22 protein-coding genes are annotated in these 19,514 nt (G+C 69.1%); 9 read left to right on the top strand and 13 right to left on the bottom strand.

What is annotated here, in order from left to right; translation table 11 throughout:
* Positions 1-54 precede the first annotated feature (54 nt).
* Entirely contained in the window at positions 55-1,938 is a 1,884-nt protein-coding gene (locus tag BN976_RS06010; protein ID WP_036368711.1) for an alpha/beta hydrolase, read from the bottom strand.
* 70 nt (positions 1,939-2,008) lie between these two features.
* On the opposite strand from BN976_RS06010, the gene BN976_RS06005 reads away from it, so the two are divergent.
* Positions 2,009-2,278, top strand: a complete 270-nt coding sequence (locus BN976_RS06005) for a YdeI/OmpD-associated family protein (protein WP_036369309.1) — start codon at positions 2,009-2,011, stop codon at positions 2,276-2,278.
* Between the two features lie 90 nt (positions 2,279-2,368).
* Here the strand turns inward: BN976_RS06005 and mgtE are convergent, their stop codons facing one another.
* Entirely contained in the window at positions 2,369-3,745 is a 1,377-nt protein-coding gene (gene mgtE / locus BN976_RS06000) for a magnesium transporter (protein WP_036368709.1), read from the bottom strand.
* A gap of 186 nt (positions 3,746-3,931) precedes the next feature.
* On the opposite strand from mgtE, the gene BN976_RS31985 reads away from it, so the two are divergent.
* Positions 3,932-5,023: an ICP22 family protein gene (locus BN976_RS31985; RefSeq protein ID WP_051558298.1), complete on the top strand. Its 1,092-nt coding sequence runs from the start codon at positions 3,932-3,934 to the stop codon at positions 5,021-5,023.
* A 129-nt stretch (positions 5,024-5,152) separates the two neighbouring features.
* On the opposite strand, the gene BN976_RS05990 is transcribed toward BN976_RS31985, so the two are convergent.
* Both BN976_RS05990 and BN976_RS05985 read right to left on the bottom strand, forming a co-directional pair.
* Positions 5,153-5,836 (bottom strand): phosphonatase-like hydrolase, encoded by a 684-nt coding sequence (locus BN976_RS05990; protein WP_036368707.1) that lies wholly within the window; start codon positions 5,834-5,836, stop codon positions 5,153-5,155.
* Positions 5,837-5,838: 2 nt separating this feature from the next.
* Positions 5,839-6,954 carry a TIGR03364 family FAD-dependent oxidoreductase gene (locus BN976_RS05985; RefSeq protein WP_036368705.1) on the bottom strand — a complete coding sequence of 372 codons (1,116 nt, stop codon included), beginning with the start codon at positions 6,952-6,954 and terminating at the stop codon, positions 5,839-5,841.
* Positions 6,955-7,062: 108 nt separating this feature from the next.
* On the opposite strand from BN976_RS05985, the gene BN976_RS05980 reads away from it, so the two are divergent.
* Genes BN976_RS05980 through BN976_RS05970 form a run of 3 tightly spaced genes read left to right on the top strand, consistent with a single transcriptional unit; the run spans position 7,063 to position 8,928 of the window.
* Positions 7,063-7,590 carry an HD domain-containing protein gene (locus tag BN976_RS05980; RefSeq protein WP_049778002.1) on the top strand — a complete coding sequence of 176 codons (528 nt, stop codon included), beginning with the start codon at positions 7,063-7,065 and terminating at the stop codon, positions 7,588-7,590.
* Positions 7,587-8,285 (top strand): GntR family transcriptional regulator, encoded by a 699-nt coding sequence (locus tag BN976_RS05975; protein WP_011777381.1) that lies wholly within the window; start codon positions 7,587-7,589, stop codon positions 8,283-8,285. Before BN976_RS05980 ends, BN976_RS05975 begins: the two co-directional genes overlap by 4 nt.
* 37 nt (positions 8,286-8,322) lie before the next feature.
* Complete coding sequence (locus BN976_RS05970) at positions 8,323-8,928, top strand: maleylpyruvate isomerase family mycothiol-dependent enzyme (protein ID WP_011777382.1); 606 nt, start codon at positions 8,323-8,325, stop codon at positions 8,926-8,928.
* Positions 8,929-8,943: 15 nt separating this feature from the next.
* Here the strand turns inward: BN976_RS05970 and BN976_RS05965 are convergent, their stop codons facing one another.
* Entirely contained in the window at positions 8,944-9,156 is a 213-nt protein-coding gene (locus BN976_RS05965) for a DUF3072 domain-containing protein (RefSeq protein ID WP_036368703.1), read from the bottom strand.
* 95 nt (positions 9,157-9,251) lie between these two features.
* Here BN976_RS05965 and BN976_RS05960 point away from each other — a divergent pair, with 95 nt between their 5' ends.
* The gene (locus BN976_RS05960; RefSeq protein WP_011777384.1) at positions 9,252-9,749 is read left to right on the top strand and encodes a pyridoxamine 5'-phosphate oxidase family protein; all 498 of its coding nucleotides are present in this window, start codon (positions 9,252-9,254) and stop codon (positions 9,747-9,749) included.
* Here BN976_RS05960 and BN976_RS05955 read toward each other — a convergent pair.
* The 5 genes from BN976_RS05955 to BN976_RS05940 form a co-directional block, all read right to left on the bottom strand.
* Entirely contained in the window at positions 9,746-10,552 is an 807-nt protein-coding gene (locus tag BN976_RS05955; RefSeq protein ID WP_011777385.1) for an acyl-CoA thioesterase domain-containing protein, read from the bottom strand. The genes BN976_RS05960 and BN976_RS05955 overlap by 4 nt on opposite strands.
* Positions 10,553-10,570: 18 nt before the next feature.
* Positions 10,571-10,912 (bottom strand): GNAT family N-acetyltransferase, encoded by a 342-nt coding sequence (locus tag BN976_RS05950; RefSeq protein ID WP_011777386.1) that lies wholly within the window; start codon positions 10,910-10,912, stop codon positions 10,571-10,573.
* An 8-nt stretch (positions 10,913-10,920) separates the two neighbouring features.
* The gene (locus tag BN976_RS05945; RefSeq protein ID WP_036369301.1) at positions 10,921-11,886 is read right to left on the bottom strand and encodes a pirin family protein; all 966 of its coding nucleotides are present in this window, start codon (positions 11,884-11,886) and stop codon (positions 10,921-10,923) included.
* Positions 11,887-11,926: 40 nt separating this feature from the next.
* The gene (locus tag BN976_RS33520) at positions 11,927-12,313 is read right to left on the bottom strand and encodes a hypothetical protein (RefSeq protein ID WP_145977919.1); all 387 of its coding nucleotides are present in this window, start codon (positions 12,311-12,313) and stop codon (positions 11,927-11,929) included.
* 67 nt (positions 12,314-12,380) lie between these two features.
* Entirely contained in the window at positions 12,381-12,818 is a 438-nt protein-coding gene (locus BN976_RS05940; protein ID WP_011777389.1) for an EVE domain-containing protein, read from the bottom strand.
* Positions 12,819-12,901: 83 nt separating this feature from the next.
* Here BN976_RS05940 and BN976_RS05935 point away from each other — a divergent pair, with 83 nt between their 5' ends.
* Positions 12,902-13,171 (top strand): DivIVA domain-containing protein, encoded by a 270-nt coding sequence (locus BN976_RS05935; RefSeq protein ID WP_011777390.1) that lies wholly within the window; start codon positions 12,902-12,904, stop codon positions 13,169-13,171.
* Positions 13,164-14,723: an acyl-CoA carboxylase subunit beta gene (locus tag BN976_RS05930; RefSeq protein WP_109489544.1), complete on the top strand. Its 1,560-nt coding sequence runs from the start codon at positions 13,164-13,166 to the stop codon at positions 14,721-14,723. The genes BN976_RS05935 and BN976_RS05930 overlap by 8 nt, the downstream gene beginning before the upstream one ends.
* A gap of 457 nt (positions 14,724-15,180) precedes the next feature.
* On the opposite strand, the gene BN976_RS05925 is transcribed toward BN976_RS05930, so the two are convergent.
* Both BN976_RS05925 and BN976_RS05920 read right to left on the bottom strand, forming a co-directional pair.
* Complete coding sequence (locus BN976_RS05925) at positions 15,181-16,395, bottom strand: IS110 family RNA-guided transposase (RefSeq protein ID WP_036368701.1); 1,215 nt, start codon at positions 16,393-16,395, stop codon at positions 15,181-15,183.
* Positions 16,396-16,597: 202 nt separating this feature from the next.
* Positions 16,598-16,891, bottom strand: coding sequence for a WhiB family transcriptional regulator (locus BN976_RS05920; protein WP_011777392.1), 294 nt, complete (start codon positions 16,889-16,891; stop codon positions 16,598-16,600).
* A 344-nt stretch (positions 16,892-17,235) separates the two neighbouring features.
* On the opposite strand from BN976_RS05920, the gene BN976_RS05915 reads away from it, so the two are divergent.
* On the top strand, positions 17,236-17,976 hold the full coding sequence (locus BN976_RS05915; protein WP_011777393.1) for a hypothetical protein: 741 nt from the start codon (positions 17,236-17,238) through the stop codon (positions 17,974-17,976).
* Here the strand turns inward: BN976_RS05915 and BN976_RS05910 are convergent.
* Positions 17,960-19,129, bottom strand: coding sequence for a MinD/ParA family ATP-binding protein (locus BN976_RS05910; RefSeq protein WP_370500282.1), 1,170 nt, complete (start codon positions 19,127-19,129; stop codon positions 17,960-17,962). The genes BN976_RS05915 and BN976_RS05910 overlap by 17 nt on opposite strands.
* Between the last annotated feature and the right edge of the window lie 385 nt (positions 19,130-19,514).

Raw genomic sequence — 19,514 nt, 5'->3', positions numbered from 1 at the left:
GGTGAGCATCCTCCTACAGCTGACATCGCGATGAGCAGAGCCGCGACATGACGACTAATACCCGTGGTCATTGGTCACCGATCCTCCCGCCCGATTCCATTCGGGGTCGTAGATCACCGGCGTCTCGACCTCCAGGTGCGGCAACGGCACCTCGCCGAGGACCGGGACGTCGAGCTGCTGCGGCGTCGACACCGTGAGCTCGGTGCGCGGTTGGGCCAGCAGCCCGAGCTCGTCGAGGCGCCCGCCGTTGCCGGTGACGATCTCGGTCATGCTGCGCAGCGACTCGCTGCCGACGGTGTAGTAGTACGAATGGTCCGACGGGTCGATCATGTCGGCGCCGGGCACCTCGGCCCGAAACCGTGTCGCGCCGAAATCCTCGAACGCCGGGTCGGCGCCGAGGCCGGCCGTCGGACCGACCATGTTGCCGAGGGAGTCGTTCAGTTCGCCGGGCAGCGTGTTGCCCATCTGGCCCAGCCAACCGACCGGGTCGGTGGACGCGTCACCGATGTACACCTGCCCGCCGTCAAGATTGAAGTCGGCGGCGCTGCGTGCCACGTCGGTACCCGGGCTGCCGAGCAGGATCGCGTCGTCGGCCTGCATACCGCTGTTGGCGAACGCGTCGGCGACCGTCGTCGAACCGTAGGAGTGCCCGATGACCGTCACGTGCTCGGGCACACCCGCCTCGTGGGTCACGTTGAGTCCGTTGACATCCCATGCCAGGGCATCGCCGCCGGCGCGCGCCAGGCCGGTGTTGGCGATGTTGGGGTCGGTGAAGCTCTCGGGGGTGTTGTAGCCCATCCAGGAGATCACCGCCGTCGGGTCGGCGGGGGCCGCCTTGAGCGACTGGCCGTAGAGATGGATCGCGTCGTTGTGCCCGTCGGACAACCAGCCGTCGCGGACGCTGGCGCTTGTGCCCGGCACGATGACCGCCGTGTTCGACGCCCGGTCCGGGTTGCCGATCGACACCGCGGCGCGGCCCTTGCCGTCGAAGGCCTGCGGGTCATATGCCCACAGCATCGTCGGTCGCCAGTTCTTGTCGCGGCGTTCCTGCTCGCCGATCTCGCTGTAGCGGCGGGTCTCGCCGTCCTGGGCGCCGAGCTGGTGCAGCAGGCCCTCCTGCGTTCTCTTGGCGTTCTGGTAGCGGGTGACGTCGCCGTCGGTCAGCCCGTAGCGGCCCGGGTTGCCCGCCACCTCGTCGGTGGACACCCCGTTGCGGTCGGCGACGTTCTGCACCCGGTCCAGGTCGTCGTCCATCACGGCGACGTTCACCTGGTCGCGGACTTCCGCGGGAATCCCGTTGAGATTGCCCAGCATCGGCGGGTGCCGGTCGATCAGCTCGCGGCGTTGTTGCTCGCTGAGCGAATCCCACCACTGCTTGACGTCGGCGGGGTCGGTGTCCGGCGACGGGATATGGATGTCCTGCCCGCCCACCTCGACGGGCGGGTTGGGGATGTCGACGCCGGCGGCCTGGTCGATTGCGGCGGCGGTGTTCTCGTCGAGGTCGGTGAACAGTTGCAGCATCTTCTGCAGGAACCCGGTGAACTTGTCGGCCAGGCTGTCGAGGAACTGTCCGACCAGCCACTGCTCGGGGGTGACTGTCCCGTCGTCGGCCACGGCGAACCCGAACCGTTCGAGCGACGACACCAGATCGAGCAGTGCGTCCCGCAGCGCGCCCATCTGCAGGCCGCCGTTGCGCAGCGCCGACTCCAGGTTCAGCAGCCGCCCGGCGACCCGGTCCTGCCTGGCGATGTCGTCGAGCCCCCGCGCGAGGGCCGCCGAGGCCGCCTGCCCCGACCAGTGTTCCTGCAGGTGCGAGAGCGACTCGCGCTGGCCCGCGATGATGGTCTGCAGCTCGGAGCGGTGCCTGCCGGTGGCATCGGCGGCGTCCACCAGTCGGTCGGGCTTCGAGTCCCGCACCGTCGACACTGAAACCGCCATGATCCTCCCGTTCCGGCCGCCCCGATCGTCGCATACGAACGGTCGGCCGCGGTGGCGCTACTCTGGCGCCGTGAGCAGCCATCGAGTGCCCGGCGGTGTGGTGCACGAACTGCCCGCCGATCTGCGTACCGCGCTGGAGGGAAATGCGTCCGCGCTCGCCGCGTGGAAGGACATCACCCCGCTGGCGCGCAACGAGTTCATCTGCTGGGTCGAGGACGCCAAGCAGCAGAAGACCCGGGAGCGGCGGATCCGGCGCACGCAGGAGGAGTTGGAGGAGGGCATGCGTCGTCCGTGCTGCTGGCCCGGGTGCAAGCATCGCACGCGCAACGGCAAGGCTTGAGTAGCTGCGCCGAGATGCGTTCCACGCGGATGAAGACGCGAAAACCCCACGTGGAATGCGATTTCGGCAGGGTTCAGTGGTGGGAGGAGGTCACAGTCCCTGCAGCTGCGCCAGTGTCAGGTGCGCGATCCAGAAGTAGATGATCAGCCCGGTGCCGTCGACGATGGTGGCGATGGCCGGCGCGGACACCAGCGCGGGATCGAGGCGGCACTTCTTCAGCAGCGGCGGCAGGATCGATGCGATGAACGAGGACCACAGCACGATCGCGCCGATGGTCAGCGAGACGCAGAGCGTCACCTCGGGGCCGACGCCCAATGTCCACGCCCGGATCACCGCGGCCAGGGCCATCGTCAGCGCGATGAGCATGCCGGTCGACAGCTCCTTGGCGACGATCGACGGCACGTCCCGGAACCGGACGTCGCCGGTGGCCAACGCGCGCACGAGTGTGGTGGTGATCTGTGTGCCGGTGTTGCCGCCGGTGCCGATCAGCAGCGGGATGAAGAAGGCTAGCGCGACAACCGCCTCCATCTCCTCCTCGAAGTGGCGCAACACGGTGCCCGTGTAGGCCTCGGCGACGAACAGCAGCAGCAACCAGCCGATGCGCTTGCGCCACAGGTGCCACGGCGACGCACGCAGGTACGGCATGTCGAGTGGCTCCGAACCGCCCTGGCGCTCAGCGTCTTCCGTCGCCTCCTCCTCGGCGATCTCGGCGGCGGTCGACTGGGTCAGAATGCCGAGCAGTCGCATGTCCGCGTCGACGACCGGTACCGCGACCAGGTTGTGGTCCTCGAGCGCCTGGGCCGCTTCTTCGGCGTCGGTCAGCGGGGACACCCAGAGCAGGTCGTCGTTCATCAGTTCCGAGACGTGCCGACCGGGATCGGCGAGCACCAGATCCCGAAACGCTGCGACGCCCAGCAGGCGGCGGTCGCGGTCGGTGACGTAGATGTAGGCGCTGGTGTGGGCATCGACACGCAGCTCCACCGCATCACGGCGCAGCTGCTCGACCGCGTCGGCGACGGTCAGCTCAGAGGTGATCGCCAGCGCCTCGGGAATCATGTGCGCGGCCGCCGACTCCCTGGGCCATTCGAGGACTCGGCGCAATGCCTCGGACCGGTCCGCCGGCATCGCCGAAAGCACCGAGTCGCGTGCGGGGGCGCGCATCTCGCGCAGGATGTCGGTGGCGTGGTCGGTGTCCAGACCCGCGAGCAGGGTGGCGGCCACCGCGGCGTCCATCGCGGTGACGGCGCGCGCGGCGAGTTCGTCGTCCAATGATTCCAGCAGGATCTCGGCGGTCCTGCCGTCGAGAACCTCACCGAGGCGGCGCAATTCGGCTCGGCTCAACCTCGACACCTGATGCCGGCGCTCGGCGGGCCCGGCCACCGACCTGAGCCAGGCTTGGATCTCGCCTGGTGCGGCGGTCGGCAGGATGTCCGTGAGGCGCACTGCAGCGCTGGTGGGGGACGACATGACACTCCTTTGCTTGAGGTGCTGCGCGAAGCGTAGCCGCTATCTCGACGTGCCCGTAAAGACGGTGAAGGAGCGTGAATTCGGAATGTACAGCGAATGAACGGCCACAGTCGCCGAGTTCGCTTCGTGGCGTCGGTCCGGCCGCTAGACTGCCGCCATCGGGCGTGGGGCAGGGATGGGAGTGTCATGATCGCAACGATGAAGCCGGCGTTCACCGCGGGCGTCGCACTGCTGGGTGCCGGGGTCATCGCCTGCGCGCCGGTCGAGCCTGCCGCCGCGGTCGCGCCCGTCGTCGACGCGACGGTGCAACTGTCCGCGATCCCCAGCCCGCTGGAGCTCTACCCGCAGGTGCTGGTGCGGGCGGTGCAGAACAGCGCAGCGCTCGTCGAGGCATACCTCGCCGACCCGCTGCCGTTGACCCGGTTGACGATCGAGAAGCAGATCGTCGCGCTGGGCGAGGCCTTCGATGCGCTCGGCGAAGGCGACGGGGCGGCCGCCATGGCCGCGATCGGCAGGGTGATTCTGCAACCGGTCAGGACCGTGTTCGGTGCCTTCGAATATGTCGACATCCTGATGAACCAGCCCAATGCACCGCAGGCGCTGTTTCAGATCGCGCTGAGTCCGATCCTCGGTGGTGTCGCCGCCTTCGGCGTGGCGATCGACGAGGTCGTCGACGCGGCGGCAGCACTGGACCTCGTCGGTCTGGTCAACGCGGTGGTCAACATCCCCGCGCGGGTTCTCGACGGCGTGCTCAACGGCGGCTACGGATCTCCGTTCGGCGACTTCGACAACCTTCCGGGCCTCGTCACGCCGCTGACGGTCGAGGGCTACCTGTTCCCCGGGCCCATCGCGCTCGGCATCCTGATCGACCAGGACGCCGCGGACTACATCGAGGACCAGGCCGGGCAGCAGGAATTGACCGAGCTGACCGCCACCGACGCTCCCGAGCCTGAGGCCGTCGACGAACCCGCAGGCCCGGCCGAAGATGAAGTGGCCGGCATCGTCGACGAGCTCGAGACGGACGATCCGCAGACGGCCGACACGGCGGCAGCGCCGACTGAGCCGGCCGACACGATCGACGGTGAAGAGGGCGGTGAATCGGCCGACACCATCGACGGTGAAGAGGGCGGTGAATCGGCCGACACGATCGACGGTGAAGACGGCGGTGAACCGGCCGACACCATCGACGGTGAAGACGGCGGCGAACCGGAGACCGACGACGGGCAGGGCACCGGCGAGTCCGCGGGGACGGAGAACTCGGACCCCGCAACCGAGTGACGTTCGGCGCTGCGGGGCGCGCCCACCGCCGAAAACGCATTCCACGCGGGAGAATTCGCCCCACGACCGCACACGACGCGATCTCGGCAACCAGGCGCTTGCCGCGAGCGTGGTGCGCGGTGTCGCCGGTCAGCCTCGCAGGAGGAGGTCGGCGAAGTCGGTGACGGAGGCGACGACGTGGGTGGCGCCGGCGGCGACGAGTTGCCGTTCGTCGTGGGCGCCGGTGAGAGTGCCTGCGGCGATGGCGCATCCGGCGCGCAGCGCACTTTCCACGTCGTTGGCGGTGTCGCCGAGGGCGGCGACCGCCTGCACCCGATCGGCGCCGGTGCGCAGCAACGCGGTGAGGATCAGATCCGGGTAGGGCCTGCCACGCACACCGTCACCGGGGGCGAGGACGACGTCGGCGATGTCATGCCAGCCCAGCGCGGAGATCAGCTTGCCCTGGGTGTCGGGGGAGAAGCCGGTGGTCAGCGCCACCTTGATACCGGCATCGCGCAGGCGTGAGAGTGACTCCGCAGCACCGGGAATCGGTTCGGCGCGACCCGCGGCGATCAACGCGGCATAGGCGTCCTCGAAGGAGGCGTTGGCCCGCTGCGCGGTGGCCTCGTCACCGAACAGCGCACGGAACACCGTGATCTTCGACTGGCCCATGGTGTCGAGCACGTACTGGCGGGCGTCGTCGCGGTCGGGCCCGGCGGCGGGCAGGCCGCCGGCTTCCGCCGCGACCTCGAAGGCTTCGACGACGAGCCCGTCGTCGGCGACGGTAGTTCCGGCCATGTCGATGACCGCCAGTTGAATGTCGTTGTGTTGCATCGTCACAATCCGATCTCGTTGGTCGTCTGTTCGCCGATCACCGGGCCGAGCGTCATGCCGCGCCCGCCGGGGCCCGTCACCACCCACACCCCGGGACTGACCTGCTCGCGGTAGGCCAGCCGTTCGGGATCGACGCACTGGCTGTACACGCCAGCCCAGCGTCGACGGATGGGAGGCAGCGAGCGGCCCAGCAGCTCCTCGACGACACCGGTCAGGTAGCTGTAGGGCGCCTCGGTCACGTCGAAGTCGAAGGGCTCGGTGTACTCATGGGTGTCGCCGATCGTCAGGCCACCGTGCAGCCGCTGGACGCACAGCAGCTGCATGTGGTGTTCGTCGGCGACGGGATCCTGGCTCTCGCTGCGCTGCAACGTATCCAGTGCACCCCCGGCGAAGCCGGGGTAGTAGCGGAGGCTGTCGCCGTCTGCGATCGCGGTGGTGAGCTGTTCGTCCAGCGGCGCGGTCTGCATCATCTGCAGCCGGACCCGGCGCACCGGCATGTCCCCGGCGAGGTCCCGCACCAGCCCGCCGTGGGCGGCGCCGGCGCAGACGATCACCACGTCGGCGTCGTAGGTGTTGCCGCGGTCGTCGTGGACGCGGGTGCCGTCCACCGCGCGTGCTTCGGTGCCCGGGACGAAGGTGTAGCGGCCGGTCGCGTCGAGCACCGCGCGGATCGCCGGCAGCGCCTGCCTGGACTCGACGGCCCCGTCGCGGTCACAGTGCAGCGCAGCGAGGAACTTCCCCCGCAACACCGGATTGATCTCGCGCGCCTCGACAGGCTCGAGCAACCGGAATCCGCGGGAGGCGGCGTCGGCCCTGCCGCACACCTCCTCGGCGACGGCGACCTCGGCAGGCGTGCGCAGCAGAGTCAGAGATCCGCAGGGGCGGAACCCGATTGCGGGAACCTCGGCGCCGATCTCCTCCCACAACGCGCGGGACCGCAGGCTGGCCTCGAGCTCACCGGACGCGCGTCCCGACACCCAGACCAGCCCGAAGTTGCGCACGGTGGCGCCGCGGGCCTCGACCTCGCGTTCGAGATGGATGACGTGGTGACCGCGCCGCACCGCGTGCCAGGCGTGGGCAGTCCCGAGGATGCCCGCGCCGATGATGGTGACCTGCATGGCCGCCGACGTAACTGCACGCGGACGTCCTTGCCGCAAGCGGACGATGTGGGCCGCGGGAACAGCCGGTAAACAATTGGTATAGACCAATTGCGGTATCGTGGTGGCATGTCACTGCGAGCCCGAGAGATCCGTGCCGAGACCGCTGCCGTGCTGGAATCCCTTCGCGGAGTGTGGGATGAAGAGATGGTCGACGAGTGGGACCACGCCATGCAGGCCGCGGCGTGCGCAATCGAGGACGGCGCGGACGATGAGCTGGTGCTGGCAGCCGCGCTGCACGACATCGGCCACAGCCCCTTGCTCGGTGGGCCCCACGTGCACGATCACTGCGGCCTGGCCCGCGACTGGATCACCCCGCGGTTCGGGCCGAGGGTTGGCTGGCTGGCCGGGGCACATGTCTCTGCCAAGCGGCACCTGGCCGCCGTCGACCCCGCCTACACCGCCGCGCTGAGCCCGACATCGGTGGCCTCGCTTGCGGCACAGGGTGGCGCGCACGTCGACCCCGAGTTCGCCGAGCACCCGTGGTGCGCCGACGCGCTGCGGCTGCGCCGCTACGACGACGCCGCCAAGGATCCGGATGCGGTCGGGGCGTCTGCCGACCTGGTGCTGGATCTGGCGCAGAAACTCGCGAGATGAACGTCCCCAAGCCGTATCTGGTGCGTACGGGGCTCGACGGCATCCTCGACGGACTACAGGAGGGGGACCCGTTTCCCCCCGAACGTGAACTGGCGGCGCGGTTCGGGGTGGCCCGCGAGACCGTGCGCCAGGCGCTGCACGAACTGCTGGTCGAGGGCAGAATCGAACGGCGCGGGCGGGGCACCGTGGTGTCACGGCCCAAACTCGTCCAGCCGCTTTCGCTGAGGTCCTACACCGAGGGTGCCCAACGTATGGGACGCACGCCCGGCCGACTCCTGGTGACGTGGGAGAACATCACCGTCGACGCGGAAATCGCGGCCGCACTGGATGTTTCACCCTCGGCGCGAGTGATGCACCTGGAGCGGGTGCTACTCGCCGACGACGTGCGGATCGGCTTGGAGAGCACCTACCTTCCGCGGCACCGATTCGGCGATCTCGAACAGCACTTCGATCCGACGACCTCGTTGTACTCGGCGATCCGGGCGCGCGGTGTGAAGTTCGGCTCGGCGACCGAGCGGATCGAGACGGTGCTACCGTCGCCGCGCGAGGCCGAGCTGCTGGAGTCGACGACCGCGATGCCGATGTTGCTGCTCAACCGGCGATCCGTCGACGTCGACGGGGTGCCGATCGAGGTGGTGCGCGCGCTCTACCGAGGTGACCGGGTGGCGTTCGAGGCCACCCTCGACGACCGCTGAGCGATGAGATTGGCACCCGCCCAAGGTCACAACGGGCATGAGGTTCGACAAAGCCGCCGTGTGGCGTTTCGTCCACGCCGAACGGGCCCGCCTCGCCGATGACCTCGCGGGGCTACCGCACGACGCCTGGGCGACGCCGTCGCTGTGCCCCGGCTGGGATGTCCACGATGTGCTGGCCCACCTCGTCGACAGCGCCAAGACGACCAGGGTCGGCTTCGCGAGACGGATGATGGCGGCCAGGTTCGACTTCGACGCCGACAACGCGCTCGGCATCGCCCGGGAGCGCAGCGACGATCCCCGCGACACGCTGGACGCGCTGCGCGCCGTGGTGCCGCTGACCCGGACACCGATCGCTCCGCGCCGAACCCGGCTGGTGGAAGCGATCGTCCACGGCGAGGACATCCGGCGCCCGCTGGGAATCAAGGCCTGCTACGACGCCCACGCCGCCGCGGCGGCACTGGACTATCAGGTCGGCACCGCCGTCGCGATGGGCGGCGGGCGCGAGCGTGCCGAAGGTCTGCGGCTGATCGCAACGGACAGCGACTACGAGGCCGGCCGCGGCGACGCGGTGCGCGGGAGCACCGTCGACCTGCTGCTCGCGGTGTCGGGCCGTCCCGTGCCCGGTTACTGGTTGCGCGAATAGCGCTGCAGTACAGCCCTATTCGCCGCGGCCGGTAAGATGCTGCAGTTCGTCGATCAGGTCGGAGGCCTGTGCCTTCGTCGCGTCATCGGGAACGTCGGCGCCCGCTTCCTGTGCGAGTGTGTGCAGGTAGCTGCGCTGCGCGCCGGTCATCGGTTCGTCGCCCGTCACCCACTGCGAGGTGTCCTTCTCGGCGTTCTCCCGGGGCGCCTGTGTGGTGTTGTCGCTCATGACGTCCGGGGTGCCCGTCGCAAATCTGTTCGAAACATGCCGGGTTAGCGTCGGGCGGGGTCACGGCCCGGGAGGCGACCTGCGAGTATCGACGCGTGGGCAAGAACGAACGCGCGAAGATCGTGATGAGTGACGGCGAGATCGCCGAGTTCATCGAACGCAGCCGCACGGCCACCATGGCCACCGTGCTGCCGAACGGGCGGCCGCACCTGGTCGCGATGTGGTACGCCGTGCTCGACGGAGAGATCTGGTTCGAGACGAAAGCCAAGTCGCAGAAGGCCGTCAACCTTCGTCGGGATCCGACGATCACCGTGATGATCGAGGACGGGCTGTCCTACGACACGCTTCGCGGGGTGTCGATCGACGGGCAGGCAGAGATCTACGACGATCCGGAGACCAGCCTGCGCGTCGGCATCAGCGTCTGGGAGCGCTACACCGGGCCCTACACCGACGAGATGCGACCGTTCGTAGACCAGATGATGAACAACCGCATCTGCGTGCGCGTGGTGCCGTCGCGGACCCGCAGCTGGGATCACCGCAAGCTCGGCATGCAGGGCATGCCGATCTCGGGCAGCACCGCGCAGTACCTCTAGCCGATGGGATGCGCCGGGTCGAAACCCGGGTTGGCCACCGCGGTGGCCGTCGCCGTCCCGATCGGGCCGAGTTCGTCGACGACGACCGCGGTCCCCGTCGCCACCCCGGCGTGGCTGAAGTGCGTCAACGCGGCCAGGCCGAGATACGGGGTCTCCGGTAGCCGGCTCAGCGTCAGCGTGTAGTCGGCGTTGATGAACGGCAGGCCGTCCACGCCGAAATGCGTCAGCGAGCTCGCCATCTCGCCGACCACCGCCGCCCGGGTGAACGCGGACTGCTCGGTGCCTGCGACCAGCGGCCCCAGGTCGCAAGTCCAGATCCGCTTGGGTCCGTCGTACCGCCACGCGTCCAGGCCGGGAGCCGGGGTGTCACCGTTGTTGCCGTAGGACCACACCATCAGGACGGCCCGCTTGGGCGGCGGGTCGGGCAGCGGCGGAACCGGCGGCATCCTCACCGGCGTCGACCACCGCGGACCCGGCGGCTGCTCGCCGCGCCGCAGCATCAGCGCCGAGGCTCGGGCGACGACGGTGCCGGACTGCGTCATCGAGGCTTCCACCAGCTTGAGCCGCCGGCCGGAGCGAACCACCGAGGTCTGCACCTGCACCGGCGCCATCGCCACCGGCCGCATGAGGTCGACGGTCAGCCGCGCCGGCTGTAGCTCCGGGTCACCGGTGTCGCGGTCGATGACGTGGCCGAGCAGGCCTCCGACGTAATTGCCGCTGATGGTGCCTCCCCACGGACCCCGTGCCAGCGCCGTCGGCACGAAACCATCCCGATCGGGGAGGAAGTAGGCCCGTGTTGTCATCGGGCACAGAGGATAGCCTCAGCGGTTGGACACCAGCTGCTCGACGTCGGCAGTGACCGGATCGACGACGTCCTTGAACTCCGGATGCTTGTCGATGAAGCCCGCGACCATCTCGCACACCGGCACGATCCGCAGCCCCGCAGTCCGGGTCGCTTCCAGCGCCTCGCCCACGAGAATCGTCGCGAGGCCCCGACCGCCGAAGGCGTCGTCGATCTCGGTGTGCGGGAAGATGCGCTGGTTCCTGTGGTCCCCGAAGTCGACGTACTCGGTGAAGCCGGCTTTCTTGCCGTCGACGGAGATGCTGAAGCGGTCAGACTCCTGGGCGACGTCGGTGGGGGCGCCTGTCTTGTCGGTCGTCATGTCGTCCTCTATACCCCGGGATGGCGCCGGGGACGCAGGGTGGCGTTCGGCAGCGGCGGTGCGGGGAGCCGTGTCACGGCGCCGCGGTAACCCTCGACCGCCCCGAAGCGGGCGTCGTGGTTCTGCCACTGCTCACGGAAACGCGCGATGTCCTCGTGGCTGCGCCCCACGAAGTTCCACCACATCACCAGGTCTTCGGTGAACGGTGTGCCACCGAGCAGTAGCACCCGGGCCGGGATGTCCCCGCGGTTGAGCAGGTGCAACCGGTGGTGGCCGGTGCCTTGGAAGGCCAGGTCGGCGACCGCCAGCGCGGACCCGCAGGCCTCGACATCACCCCGGTCGACGAGCACCCCGTGTTCGAAGCGGTCGTCGACGTCCAGGCTGACCTCGGCTCCCGGATCCAGGTCGAGTTGCGCACCGAGCAGTGGCGTGAACGTGTGCACCGGGGAACGTTGGCCTTCGAGTTCCCCGAGGAACACCCGCGTCGTGACCGCGCCGACCTGCCGAGGAGTCGGCGCGTAGTGGGCGAAATCGCGGTCGGTGTCGCGGTCGGACTCCGGCAGCGCCACCCACAGCTGGGCGCCGTGCAGGATCTCCGTGGCCCCCGTGGACACCTCGGAATGGCAGATGCCTGCGCCTGCGGTCATCAGGTTCAGCTCGCCGGGCCGCACCATCGCGTGCACGCCGGCGCTGTCGCGGTGTTCGACCTCGCCGCTGAACAGCCAGCTCACCGTCTGCAGCCCGGTGTGCGGGTGCGGGGGCACGTCCATACCCGTGCCCCCGCGCACGTCGTGTGGGCCGTAGTGGTCGGCGAAGCACCACGCGCCGATCAGCGAGCGTTCCCGCTGCGGGAGGGTGCGCCGCACCCGGATCGCCCGCGGGCCGCCGAGCGGAACCTCGCGTGGGTGCAGGACACCCGCGAACGGTGAAGCGACGCAATCGACTTCAGTCGGCGCGGGGTCGGTGTTGCTCATCTCGCCAGCGTAGGCGTTACCGGCCCGGTCCACGAGCAGGTCAGCGCGACGGCGGCGGCCCCGGCATCAGCGACCCACAGGCCTGCGTCGCGGCGTCCCACGTCTGCTGATCGACGCCGGGCGGAGCAGGTGGCGGAGAGCCGTCGGCCGGGGACCCGTGCGGTCCGCCTGCACCGTCGGCCGGGGAACCAGGCGGCCCGCCTGCACCCTCGGGCGGCGGCCCGGGGGCACCCTCCGGGGGTGGCCCGGAGTGGCCTCCACCGGGCGGTGCGGACACCCCGTGCTCGGTCATGCACTGCACGAACGCGTCGTGGTTACCCGACGGCTGCTCGGCAGCTGCCGAACCGGACGAGCACCCGACGGCGAAGGGCAGTACTGCGGCACCGGCCACCGCGGCCAGCGCAACCCGGACCTTGGAATGAATCACTGTGTCTCCTCGCAGGTTTGGTGCCTGCGACGGTAGGGGCGATTCGTGGGTGCGGGCTTATCGCCCGCTATGTGCCGGCTATGTGTGCCGTCGGCGTGACCATCGCGGAGCGGATCACCTCGAGGTCGTGATCGTCGATCCGGAACACGCCGAAGCGGAACTTGTAGCCCCACCGCGCCTTGTCCTCGATGAACTCGAGATCGTCGAGCAGCGGCCGGATCGGGGTCTCGGCGCAGTCGAGAAAGTCGACGTTGCGTCGCCACGGCTGAAAGTCGGGCGCCACCTCCACCTGGTAGGGCTCGTCGTCGGCGACCTGCCCGATCGCGGTGAACGCCTGCAACGGTTCCCCGTCGGGATAAGCGGTCTTCGGGGAGTAGAACACGATCCAGTCGCCCCGGGACATCTTGCGCAGCATGTGCGGCTTGCCGTGGTTGGCCTGTGTGAAACGGCCGCGAACGCCGCGCTCGACATGGTCGCGGCTGACCGTGTTGATCCAGTTCGTCATGCCCGCACGTTATGCCCGTGCCCCGACAGTCCACAGGCGCCGACCGCCCGCCCTGTGGATAACCCGGGCACTAGTCTGGCGCCATGAGCGACGGCGCCGTGACGGCCGAGTATCTGCGCAACTTCGTCTTCGAGAAGCCGCCGTGGGGCAAGCGCGGATACAACGAGAAGGCGGTCGGCGACTTCGTCGCGTTGTGCGCGCGCCGCCTCGACGGCCGCGGTCACCTGAGCGCCGAGGACGTCCGCAACGTGCGCTTCAACAAACCGCCGTTCGGCAAGCGCGGCTTCGACGAGGCTCAGGTCGACGCGCTGCTCGGCGAGATCGCCACGGCCATCGCGAAACTCGATGCCTGACCCGATCCGGGACGACCTGGCCGAGCTGTGGCGCCGTCGTGCGCTGACCGAGGACGCCGCCCGCCCGGACGCCGTCGAGCGCAGGCACGCGGCCGGGGGCCGCACCGCCCGGGAGAACGTCGCCGACCTGGTCGACACGGGTTCCTTCGTGGAATACGGACGGTTCGCCATCGCGCCGCAGCGGATGCGCCGCGACGTCGAGGACCTGATCACGCGCACCCCCGCCGACGGCCTGGTCGCCGGCACCGCGCGCGTCGACGGCCATCCCTGCGCGGTGTTGTCGTACGACTACACGGTGCTCGCCGGCACGCAGGGCGCGCTCGGTCACCGTAAGAAGGACCGGCTCTTCGAGCTCATCGAACGGATGCAGCTGCCGACGGTGTTCTTCGCCGAGGGTGGCGGCGGCCGGCCCGGTGACACCGACTATCCAGTCGTGTCCGCGCTCGACACCCGGGCCTTCGCGCTGTGGGCGAGACTGTCCGGCGTCGTGCCGCGCATCGCGATCGTCAAGGGCCGCTGTTTTGCCGGAAATGCCGTCATCGCAGGCGCTTCCGATCTGATCGTGGCCACCCGCGACGCGTCGCTGGGGATGGGCGGGCCCGCGATGATCGCCGGCGGCGGCCTGGGCGACGTGCCCCCAGACGAAGTCGGGCCGATGACGACGCAGGAGCCCAACGGCAACGTCGACGTCGTGGTCGACGACGAGGCCGAGGCGGTCGCGGTGACCAAGACGCTGCTCGGCTACTTCCAGGGCCCGACCGACTCGTGGAGCGCGCCGGACCAGACCGTGCTGCGCACCGCGGTGCCCGACCGCGCGCGCCGCGCCTACGACGTCGCCCCCGTCATCGAGACCATTGCCGACGAGGACTCGGTGACCTTCCTGCGGCCGCGGTTCGCCCGCGAGATGGTGACCGCGCTGGCGCGCGTCGAGGGCAGGCCGGTCGGGGTGATCGCCAACGACACCCGCTTCACCGCGGGCGCCATCACCGCCGCCGCTTCCGACAAGGCCGCACGGTTCCTGCAGCTGTGTGATGCGTTCGGGTTTCCGGTCGTGTCGCTGATCGACTGCCCCGGTTACATGGTGGGCCCGGCCGCCGAGGCGGAATCGCTGGTGCGCCGGGCATCGCGAATGTTGGTGGCGGGCGCCGCACTTTGCGTCCCGATGGCCGCGGTGATCCTGCGGCGCGGCTACGGGCTTGGCGCCCAGGCGATGGCCGGCGGCAGCCTGCACGAACCGGTGCTGACGGTGGCCTGGCCGGGGGCGCACCTGGGGCCGATGGGACTGGAGGGCGCAGTCCGGCTGGGGATGCGAAAGGAACTCGACGCCATCGAAGACGAGCAGGAGCGCGAGGAACGCGTCCGGCTGGCGACCGCGGCGGCGCAGGAGAACGCCAAGGCGCTGAACGCGGCGATGCTGTTCGAGATCGACGACGTGATCGACCCGGCGGAGACCCGCGCGGTGATCGCGGCGACGTTCGCGGCGGCCGATACGGACACGAGAAAACCGGCTCCAGGACGGAGCCGGTTCGGCAGGTTCGTCGATACCTGGTAACGCTTGGGGACGGTGCCGCCTGCGCCTCTCGGCGAGTGGTCGCTCGCAGCGACTGTTCTGGATGGGGCCCGGGGCATACCCGGCACCGTCGCATCATCTAACTGGCTGTAGGTCGTGTCAAGAACCGGTTTGGGCGTGATGGGTCGACATCCGGGGTTTTCGGGTGTGGTGGTGATGCTCTGGTGTCGGCGGTGAGGCTTTGGGTTTGGGGGGCGGGTGCCGGGCGCCCACGTTGACTTATGCGACCTCGAGGTGTGGGTCATCTGGCGTCGTTCGGGCTGCCGTGGAGGCGAAGGGCCGGGTGCCAAGTTAGATGCGGCGTAACCCGGTGGGTCCGCCATAACCGGAGCGGCATCGGATCCGGCCCTTCGTCCCGCTCCTTCAGCGTGGCACTGCCGACGAGGGTTGTGAAGGGGGTGTTAGGTAACGGCTCCTTCCTGGGCTGGGGTCTGGTTCTTCAGGTCCAGCGGGCGGGGTCGTAGACGGCGTGGTCGCGGACCAGGGCATGGGCGACGCGATTAGCGCGATGCGCCAGCGCGCAGGCGATGACGCCACCGCGCTTGCCGCGGTCCTTGAGTCCGTGGGCGTAGGACTTGGCCGATGGCTCGGTGAGCCACAATCCGATACCGAGATCTATCAACGCTCGACGCAGCGCCACACTGCCCTCGCGGCTGATCGATCCGTCTCGGCGCTTACCGGCCGACTCGTACTGCATCGGAGATAGCCCCGACGCGCGATAGATCTGCCGGGGTCCCGGCCACCGTGTTGGATCACCAAGGGCAGCAGCATAATTCGAGACACGGACGACGCCCCAGCCGGGCACCGAGGTCAGGGTACTGAACGGGCTCAGTGGCAACAGCCGTGCCAATTCAGTCTCTGCATCGGCGATCCGGGAACTCAAGTCAGCCAACAAAGCCATGTCAGAAGCCAGCACCTGTCGAGCCACCACTGCGTCGCGAGTCGGTAACGCGTCCTTGGCCGCGGTCACCAGACGCTCGGCGAGCGGGCGGCGTAATTGGACGTCACGGGCGGCGGCGAATCGGATCAACCGGGTCGTTCCCAGCGTCGCCAACCGCGCCGGATCGGCGAACTCGGCGGCGACCAGGCGGCCGATTTTGGTGCCCAACACATCCGGCAACGCCAGCGTCAGTCCGGGAAACGCCCGATCGAGTTGTGCGAGCAGCTGGTTCTTGGTCGCCGTCCGGGTAGCGACTCGCCGCGACCGATGCTGGGCCCACGCCGCTACTTCGCCGATGAGCACCTCCCGCTCACCGACCACCCGGCCACGACCGGCCAACATCAACTCGGTGATCGCCTCCAAGTCGATTCCGTCGGTCTTGACCCGCCGCCGGCCCATCACTCGGCGCTGCTCGGCGACATGAGCGGGATTGAGCTCGAGCACCTCCCAGCCCGGCGGCCACCGGTAATCCACCACGGGCCGGTGGTAGTGGCCAGCCGCTTCCACACCCACCCTGATCTGCGGACACGAGGGCGCCACGGCTAACACGCGCTGCGTCGCAGCCCTCAGACCCGACCGGGTCATCGCGAACTCAACCGGGCCCATCAACCGCCGACGAGCGCCGTCGGTGACCGACACCGTCGCCGAAGTCTTGCCGACATCGACGGCAACGACGATCGTGGACGACGTGACTGGAGCACTCTGCACAGACACAACAACACCTCCGGGGCGTGCCAGGAGGACCAAGAGCGCACCCACGCTCAGGTCCTCATAGGAATCTTTGACAATCCCTTCCTGACACCCCCGGAGGCGTTTGTGAAGGACTAGCTCAAGTCATATCAACCGGACCGCATCCGGAACTATTCCGGGGCCCGTCCGCCGCCGACCCTCCGCGAGCGGCGGCGGACGGTTGGTGTCACGCGCTTTCGGCGTAGTAGACCCGGCGCTCGCGGACGGTGTAACCGTGCTGTTCGGCCAGGGACTTGAGCTGGCGGAGCGCGAACGTGCGGCCACGGCCGGCCTCGGGGACGTAGATCCCTGCCCAGAGACCTTCGACGCGGGGTGACTCGCAGGCCTCGCGCGCGCACAACCAACGCCGTGGGCACGACCGGCAGATGGCTTTGGCTTCGTCGTCGGCCGTGGTGGTCCACCGCTCGGGATCCCTCGTGCACTCGCCGATCGGCGTTTCGTCCCACGGAATTGCGTTCATCGGTCTGCTCCTCTGTGCGGCTGGCGGCACGGACGCCGCGATGGAGCACAACGTAACCGACAAACCATAGCGATGCAACGGTTAATGCTGCAGTCTGGCGGGCGGGACGTTGCGGAGATCCGTCTGTATCTCCTCGAACTGGCTCATTACCAGCAACGACGCACAACAAGGGGTGGCGTGCCGGAGGCGGGAGATGTCAGATTTTTCCTGTCGCGTTGTTACGGTATAGACCGCAATGGTGATGTAGTTTTGACGTGCAGCGGGGCGCTCCAGCGCCCGCGGCAGTTGCTACATTGCTCGGTACGATGAGTGCGCCGTGACGACACAGGTTGAGGACCCGGGAGATGACGAACGCCGAACCGGTCGACCAGTCGACCGGTGCACCGGATCCCGGCATGGTCAGGGCGGGTGCCGCGGCCGCGGCCCGGCGCCGCGAACTCGACATCAGCCAGCGGAGTCTCGCCGCCGAGGGAATCATCAACGCCGGCGCATTGATCGCATTCGAGAAGGGGCGAAGCTGGCCGAGGGAGCGCACCAGGGCGCGGCTCGAAGAGATCCTGCAGTGGCCGCCGGGCACCATAGCCCGGCTGCGTCGCGGCGAACCCTTACGAGCCGCCCCGCCGCCGCCCGAGTCCAGGGCCCCCGCGAGCAATGACGAGGTGTCGCTGATCGCCCAGGCCGTGACCACTGCCGTCAGTGCGTTCGGCTCCACGGTGGCCGCGCTCCCACCCGTCGATGACGCGGCGTTCGTTCCCCGGGTCACGGCGATCCTGGCCGACCTGCGCCAGCTCGACGCCGTCGCGTCGAGGGCGGCGCGTATCGGCCGGGTGACCCCCGCACTCATCAAGGCGCTGAGCGCGGTCCGCGGCCTCTACGACGACCTCATGGTGCGCGCCGCCCGCGCACCGCACGCCACCCTAGGCCAACGGCTGTACGCGGCGCGCCGCGGCGCCAACCTCACGGTCCTCGAAACCGCGCAGGCGGCAGGCGTTTCCGAGGACGCAGTGCAACAGGCCGAGGCGGACGAACCGCTCTCGCCCGCCGACATCGCCGCGATCGAGACGTTGATCAGCCAGATCGGGTGACCGATGCCGGAAAGAACGCGGCCAGCGCGGCGACGACCTCGATGAACTTGCGGCGCGCCGAAGGCGACATCTCGCCCGTACCGTCGATCACGCCGCCGGGCCGCAGATGTCCGTCGAACGGCACCTCGATGACGAGCTGACCGTGACCTGAGAACTGTTGCGCGAGAATACCTCTGGTGCGCTTGTCGGCGTGTCCGTCGGAGTCGTTGAGGACCACGACGGTGCGTTGCAGCAGATCGGTCAGGCCGCGGGCGGCGAGCCAGTCCAGGGTCTGGCCTGCCGCGGCGGCGCCGTCCACCCACGGCGAGGAGACCACCACGAGCGCGTCCAGATCGCGCAGCACCTCCTGGGTGACCGGAGAATCCATCGTGGAGCTGCAATCGATCACCGAGATCGTGAAATGGCGGTCCAGCCGGGTGGTCGCCTCGCGGTAGATCGCCGGGTCCAGCACCCGGCGCCGTGCCGGTGTCGCCTCGCCGGCGAGCACGAACAGTCCGGCGGCGTTGCAGCCCAGATGATTACGGATATCGGCGAACGCCTCCAGATGGCGGTCGGCCGCGAGTTCCCAGAACGACCCCTGCGCGCGTGGGTCCACGCGGCTGCCCAGCTTGCCGAACGCGGTGTCCGCGTCGACGGCGACGACTCGATCGTCCTGGCGGATTTCGGCCAGCACCGATCCGATCGACGCCGAGACGGTGGTCTTGCCCACGCCGCCCTTGCCCATCACGCCGATCTTGAAACGTCCGCGCAGCGGCGTGCGGATCGTGGCCTCCAGCTCCGCCACACGCTTGTCCTCGGGTGACGGGCCCAGGTTGATCAGCCCGAAGCTCGCCTTGTAGAGGGCCAACCGCCAGCCACTGCCCGGAACGACCTTGCGGTGGGGGACCAGATCGGCCGGACGGATCCACTCGGCATACGAGGTCGGTTGCGGTGCCGTCCACGGCGCGTCGGCCTGTGGCCGCGGCGGATAGGGCGGCGCCGACGGTGGTGCCTGCGGGGCCCAGCCCGGCGGCGGCTGTTGTTGCTCCCACCCGTCGGGACGTCGAGGCTGCGGGGGGAGCGGACGGGTCGGCTGGCGGAACATCTCGCGGGGCCGCGGAGGCTCCGGTGTCACCGCGGCCTGATCGGTCGCGGGGTCATCGCGGTCGTTCACCACATGTCTCCTCTTCGGTGCGTCGGCCCCAAGGCTAGTCGTGGCGAAAGGTCAGCAAACTTCCCTGGGCTGTCGACGTGCGGTGTTGGAATGCACCGCTCACCTTCCTCCGGCGGCGGCACCGTGACCACGCGACGGTCGTCGCTGATCGCCGGTCCAAAGTGATCCACAGTTAGCGAGTTCCATTCCAAAGCTGTTCAAAGCAGTAGGAGTGATTGCTGCGGTCGTCACGTGGTGGCCCTTCGGCGGGTCGGTGTGCCCGCGAAAAAGTGTCTTGAAGGGGTCCGCAGCGCTGGTACGCTCCCGAAGGGAAGGGGGCTCGACCATGGCTGAGTTGGGCGGTCAAATGGCGGTCGGCAAATTTGCCATCGCCTGGACAGAGCGC

It is taken from the genome of Mycolicibacterium austroafricanum (assembly GCF_000612725.1).
Taxonomy (GTDB): domain Bacteria; phylum Actinomycetota; class Actinomycetes; order Mycobacteriales; family Mycobacteriaceae; genus Mycobacterium; species Mycobacterium austroafricanum.
Note: the sequence above shows the minus strand (reverse complement) of the source record. Positions and strands in the feature narration are given on the sequence as shown.

Excerpts from the sequence above, each read along its gene's own strand:
- BN976_RS05985 (WP_036368705.1), bottom strand. The coding sequence starts at position 6,954 with ATGCAGGTCACCATCATCGGCGCGGGCATCCTCGGGACTGCCCACGCC.
- BN976_RS05915 (WP_011777393.1), top strand. The coding sequence starts at position 17,236 with ATGACGAACGCCGAACCGGTCGACCAGTCGACCGGTGCACCGGATCCC.
- BN976_RS05965 (WP_036368703.1), bottom strand. The coding sequence starts at position 9,156 with ATGAGCGACAACACCACACAGGCGCCCCGGGAGAACGCCGAGAAGGAC.
- BN976_RS05950 (WP_011777386.1), bottom strand. The coding sequence starts at position 10,912 with ATGACGACCGACAAGACAGGCGCCCCCACCGACGTCGCCCAGGAGTCT.
- BN976_RS05920 (WP_011777392.1), bottom strand. The coding sequence starts at position 16,891 with ATGAACGCAATTCCGTGGGACGAAACGCCGATCGGCGAGTGCACGAGG.
- BN976_RS05945 (WP_036369301.1), bottom strand. The coding sequence starts at position 11,886 with ATGAGCAACACCGACCCCGCGCCGACTGAAGTCGATTGCGTCGCTTCA.
- BN976_RS05955 (WP_011777385.1), bottom strand. The coding sequence starts at position 10,552 with ATGACAACACGGGCCTACTTCCTCCCCGATCGGGATGGTTTCGTGCCG.
- BN976_RS05935 (WP_011777390.1), top strand. The coding sequence starts at position 12,902 with ATGAGCGACGGCGCCGTGACGGCCGAGTATCTGCGCAACTTCGTCTTC.
- BN976_RS05930 (WP_109489544.1), top strand. The coding sequence starts at position 13,164 with ATGCCTGACCCGATCCGGGACGACCTGGCCGAGCTGTGGCGCCGTCGT.
- BN976_RS05975 (WP_011777381.1), top strand. The coding sequence starts at position 7,587 with ATGAACGTCCCCAAGCCGTATCTGGTGCGTACGGGGCTCGACGGCATC.
- BN976_RS05970 (WP_011777382.1), top strand. The coding sequence starts at position 8,323 with ATGAGGTTCGACAAAGCCGCCGTGTGGCGTTTCGTCCACGCCGAACGG.
- BN976_RS05990 (WP_036368707.1), bottom strand. The coding sequence starts at position 5,836 with ATGCAACACAACGACATTCAACTGGCGGTCATCGACATGGCCGGAACT.
- BN976_RS31985 (WP_051558298.1), top strand. The coding sequence starts at position 3,932 with ATGATCGCAACGATGAAGCCGGCGTTCACCGCGGGCGTCGCACTGCTG.
- mgtE (WP_036368709.1), bottom strand. The coding sequence starts at position 3,745 with ATGTCGTCCCCCACCAGCGCTGCAGTGCGCCTCACGGACATCCTGCCG.
- BN976_RS06010 (WP_036368711.1), bottom strand. The coding sequence starts at position 1,938 with ATGGCGGTTTCAGTGTCGACGGTGCGGGACTCGAAGCCCGACCGACTG.
- BN976_RS05940 (WP_011777389.1), bottom strand. The coding sequence starts at position 12,818 with ATGACGAACTGGATCAACACGGTCAGCCGCGACCATGTCGAGCGCGGC.
- BN976_RS05980 (WP_049778002.1), top strand. The coding sequence starts at position 7,063 with ATGTCACTGCGAGCCCGAGAGATCCGTGCCGAGACCGCTGCCGTGCTG.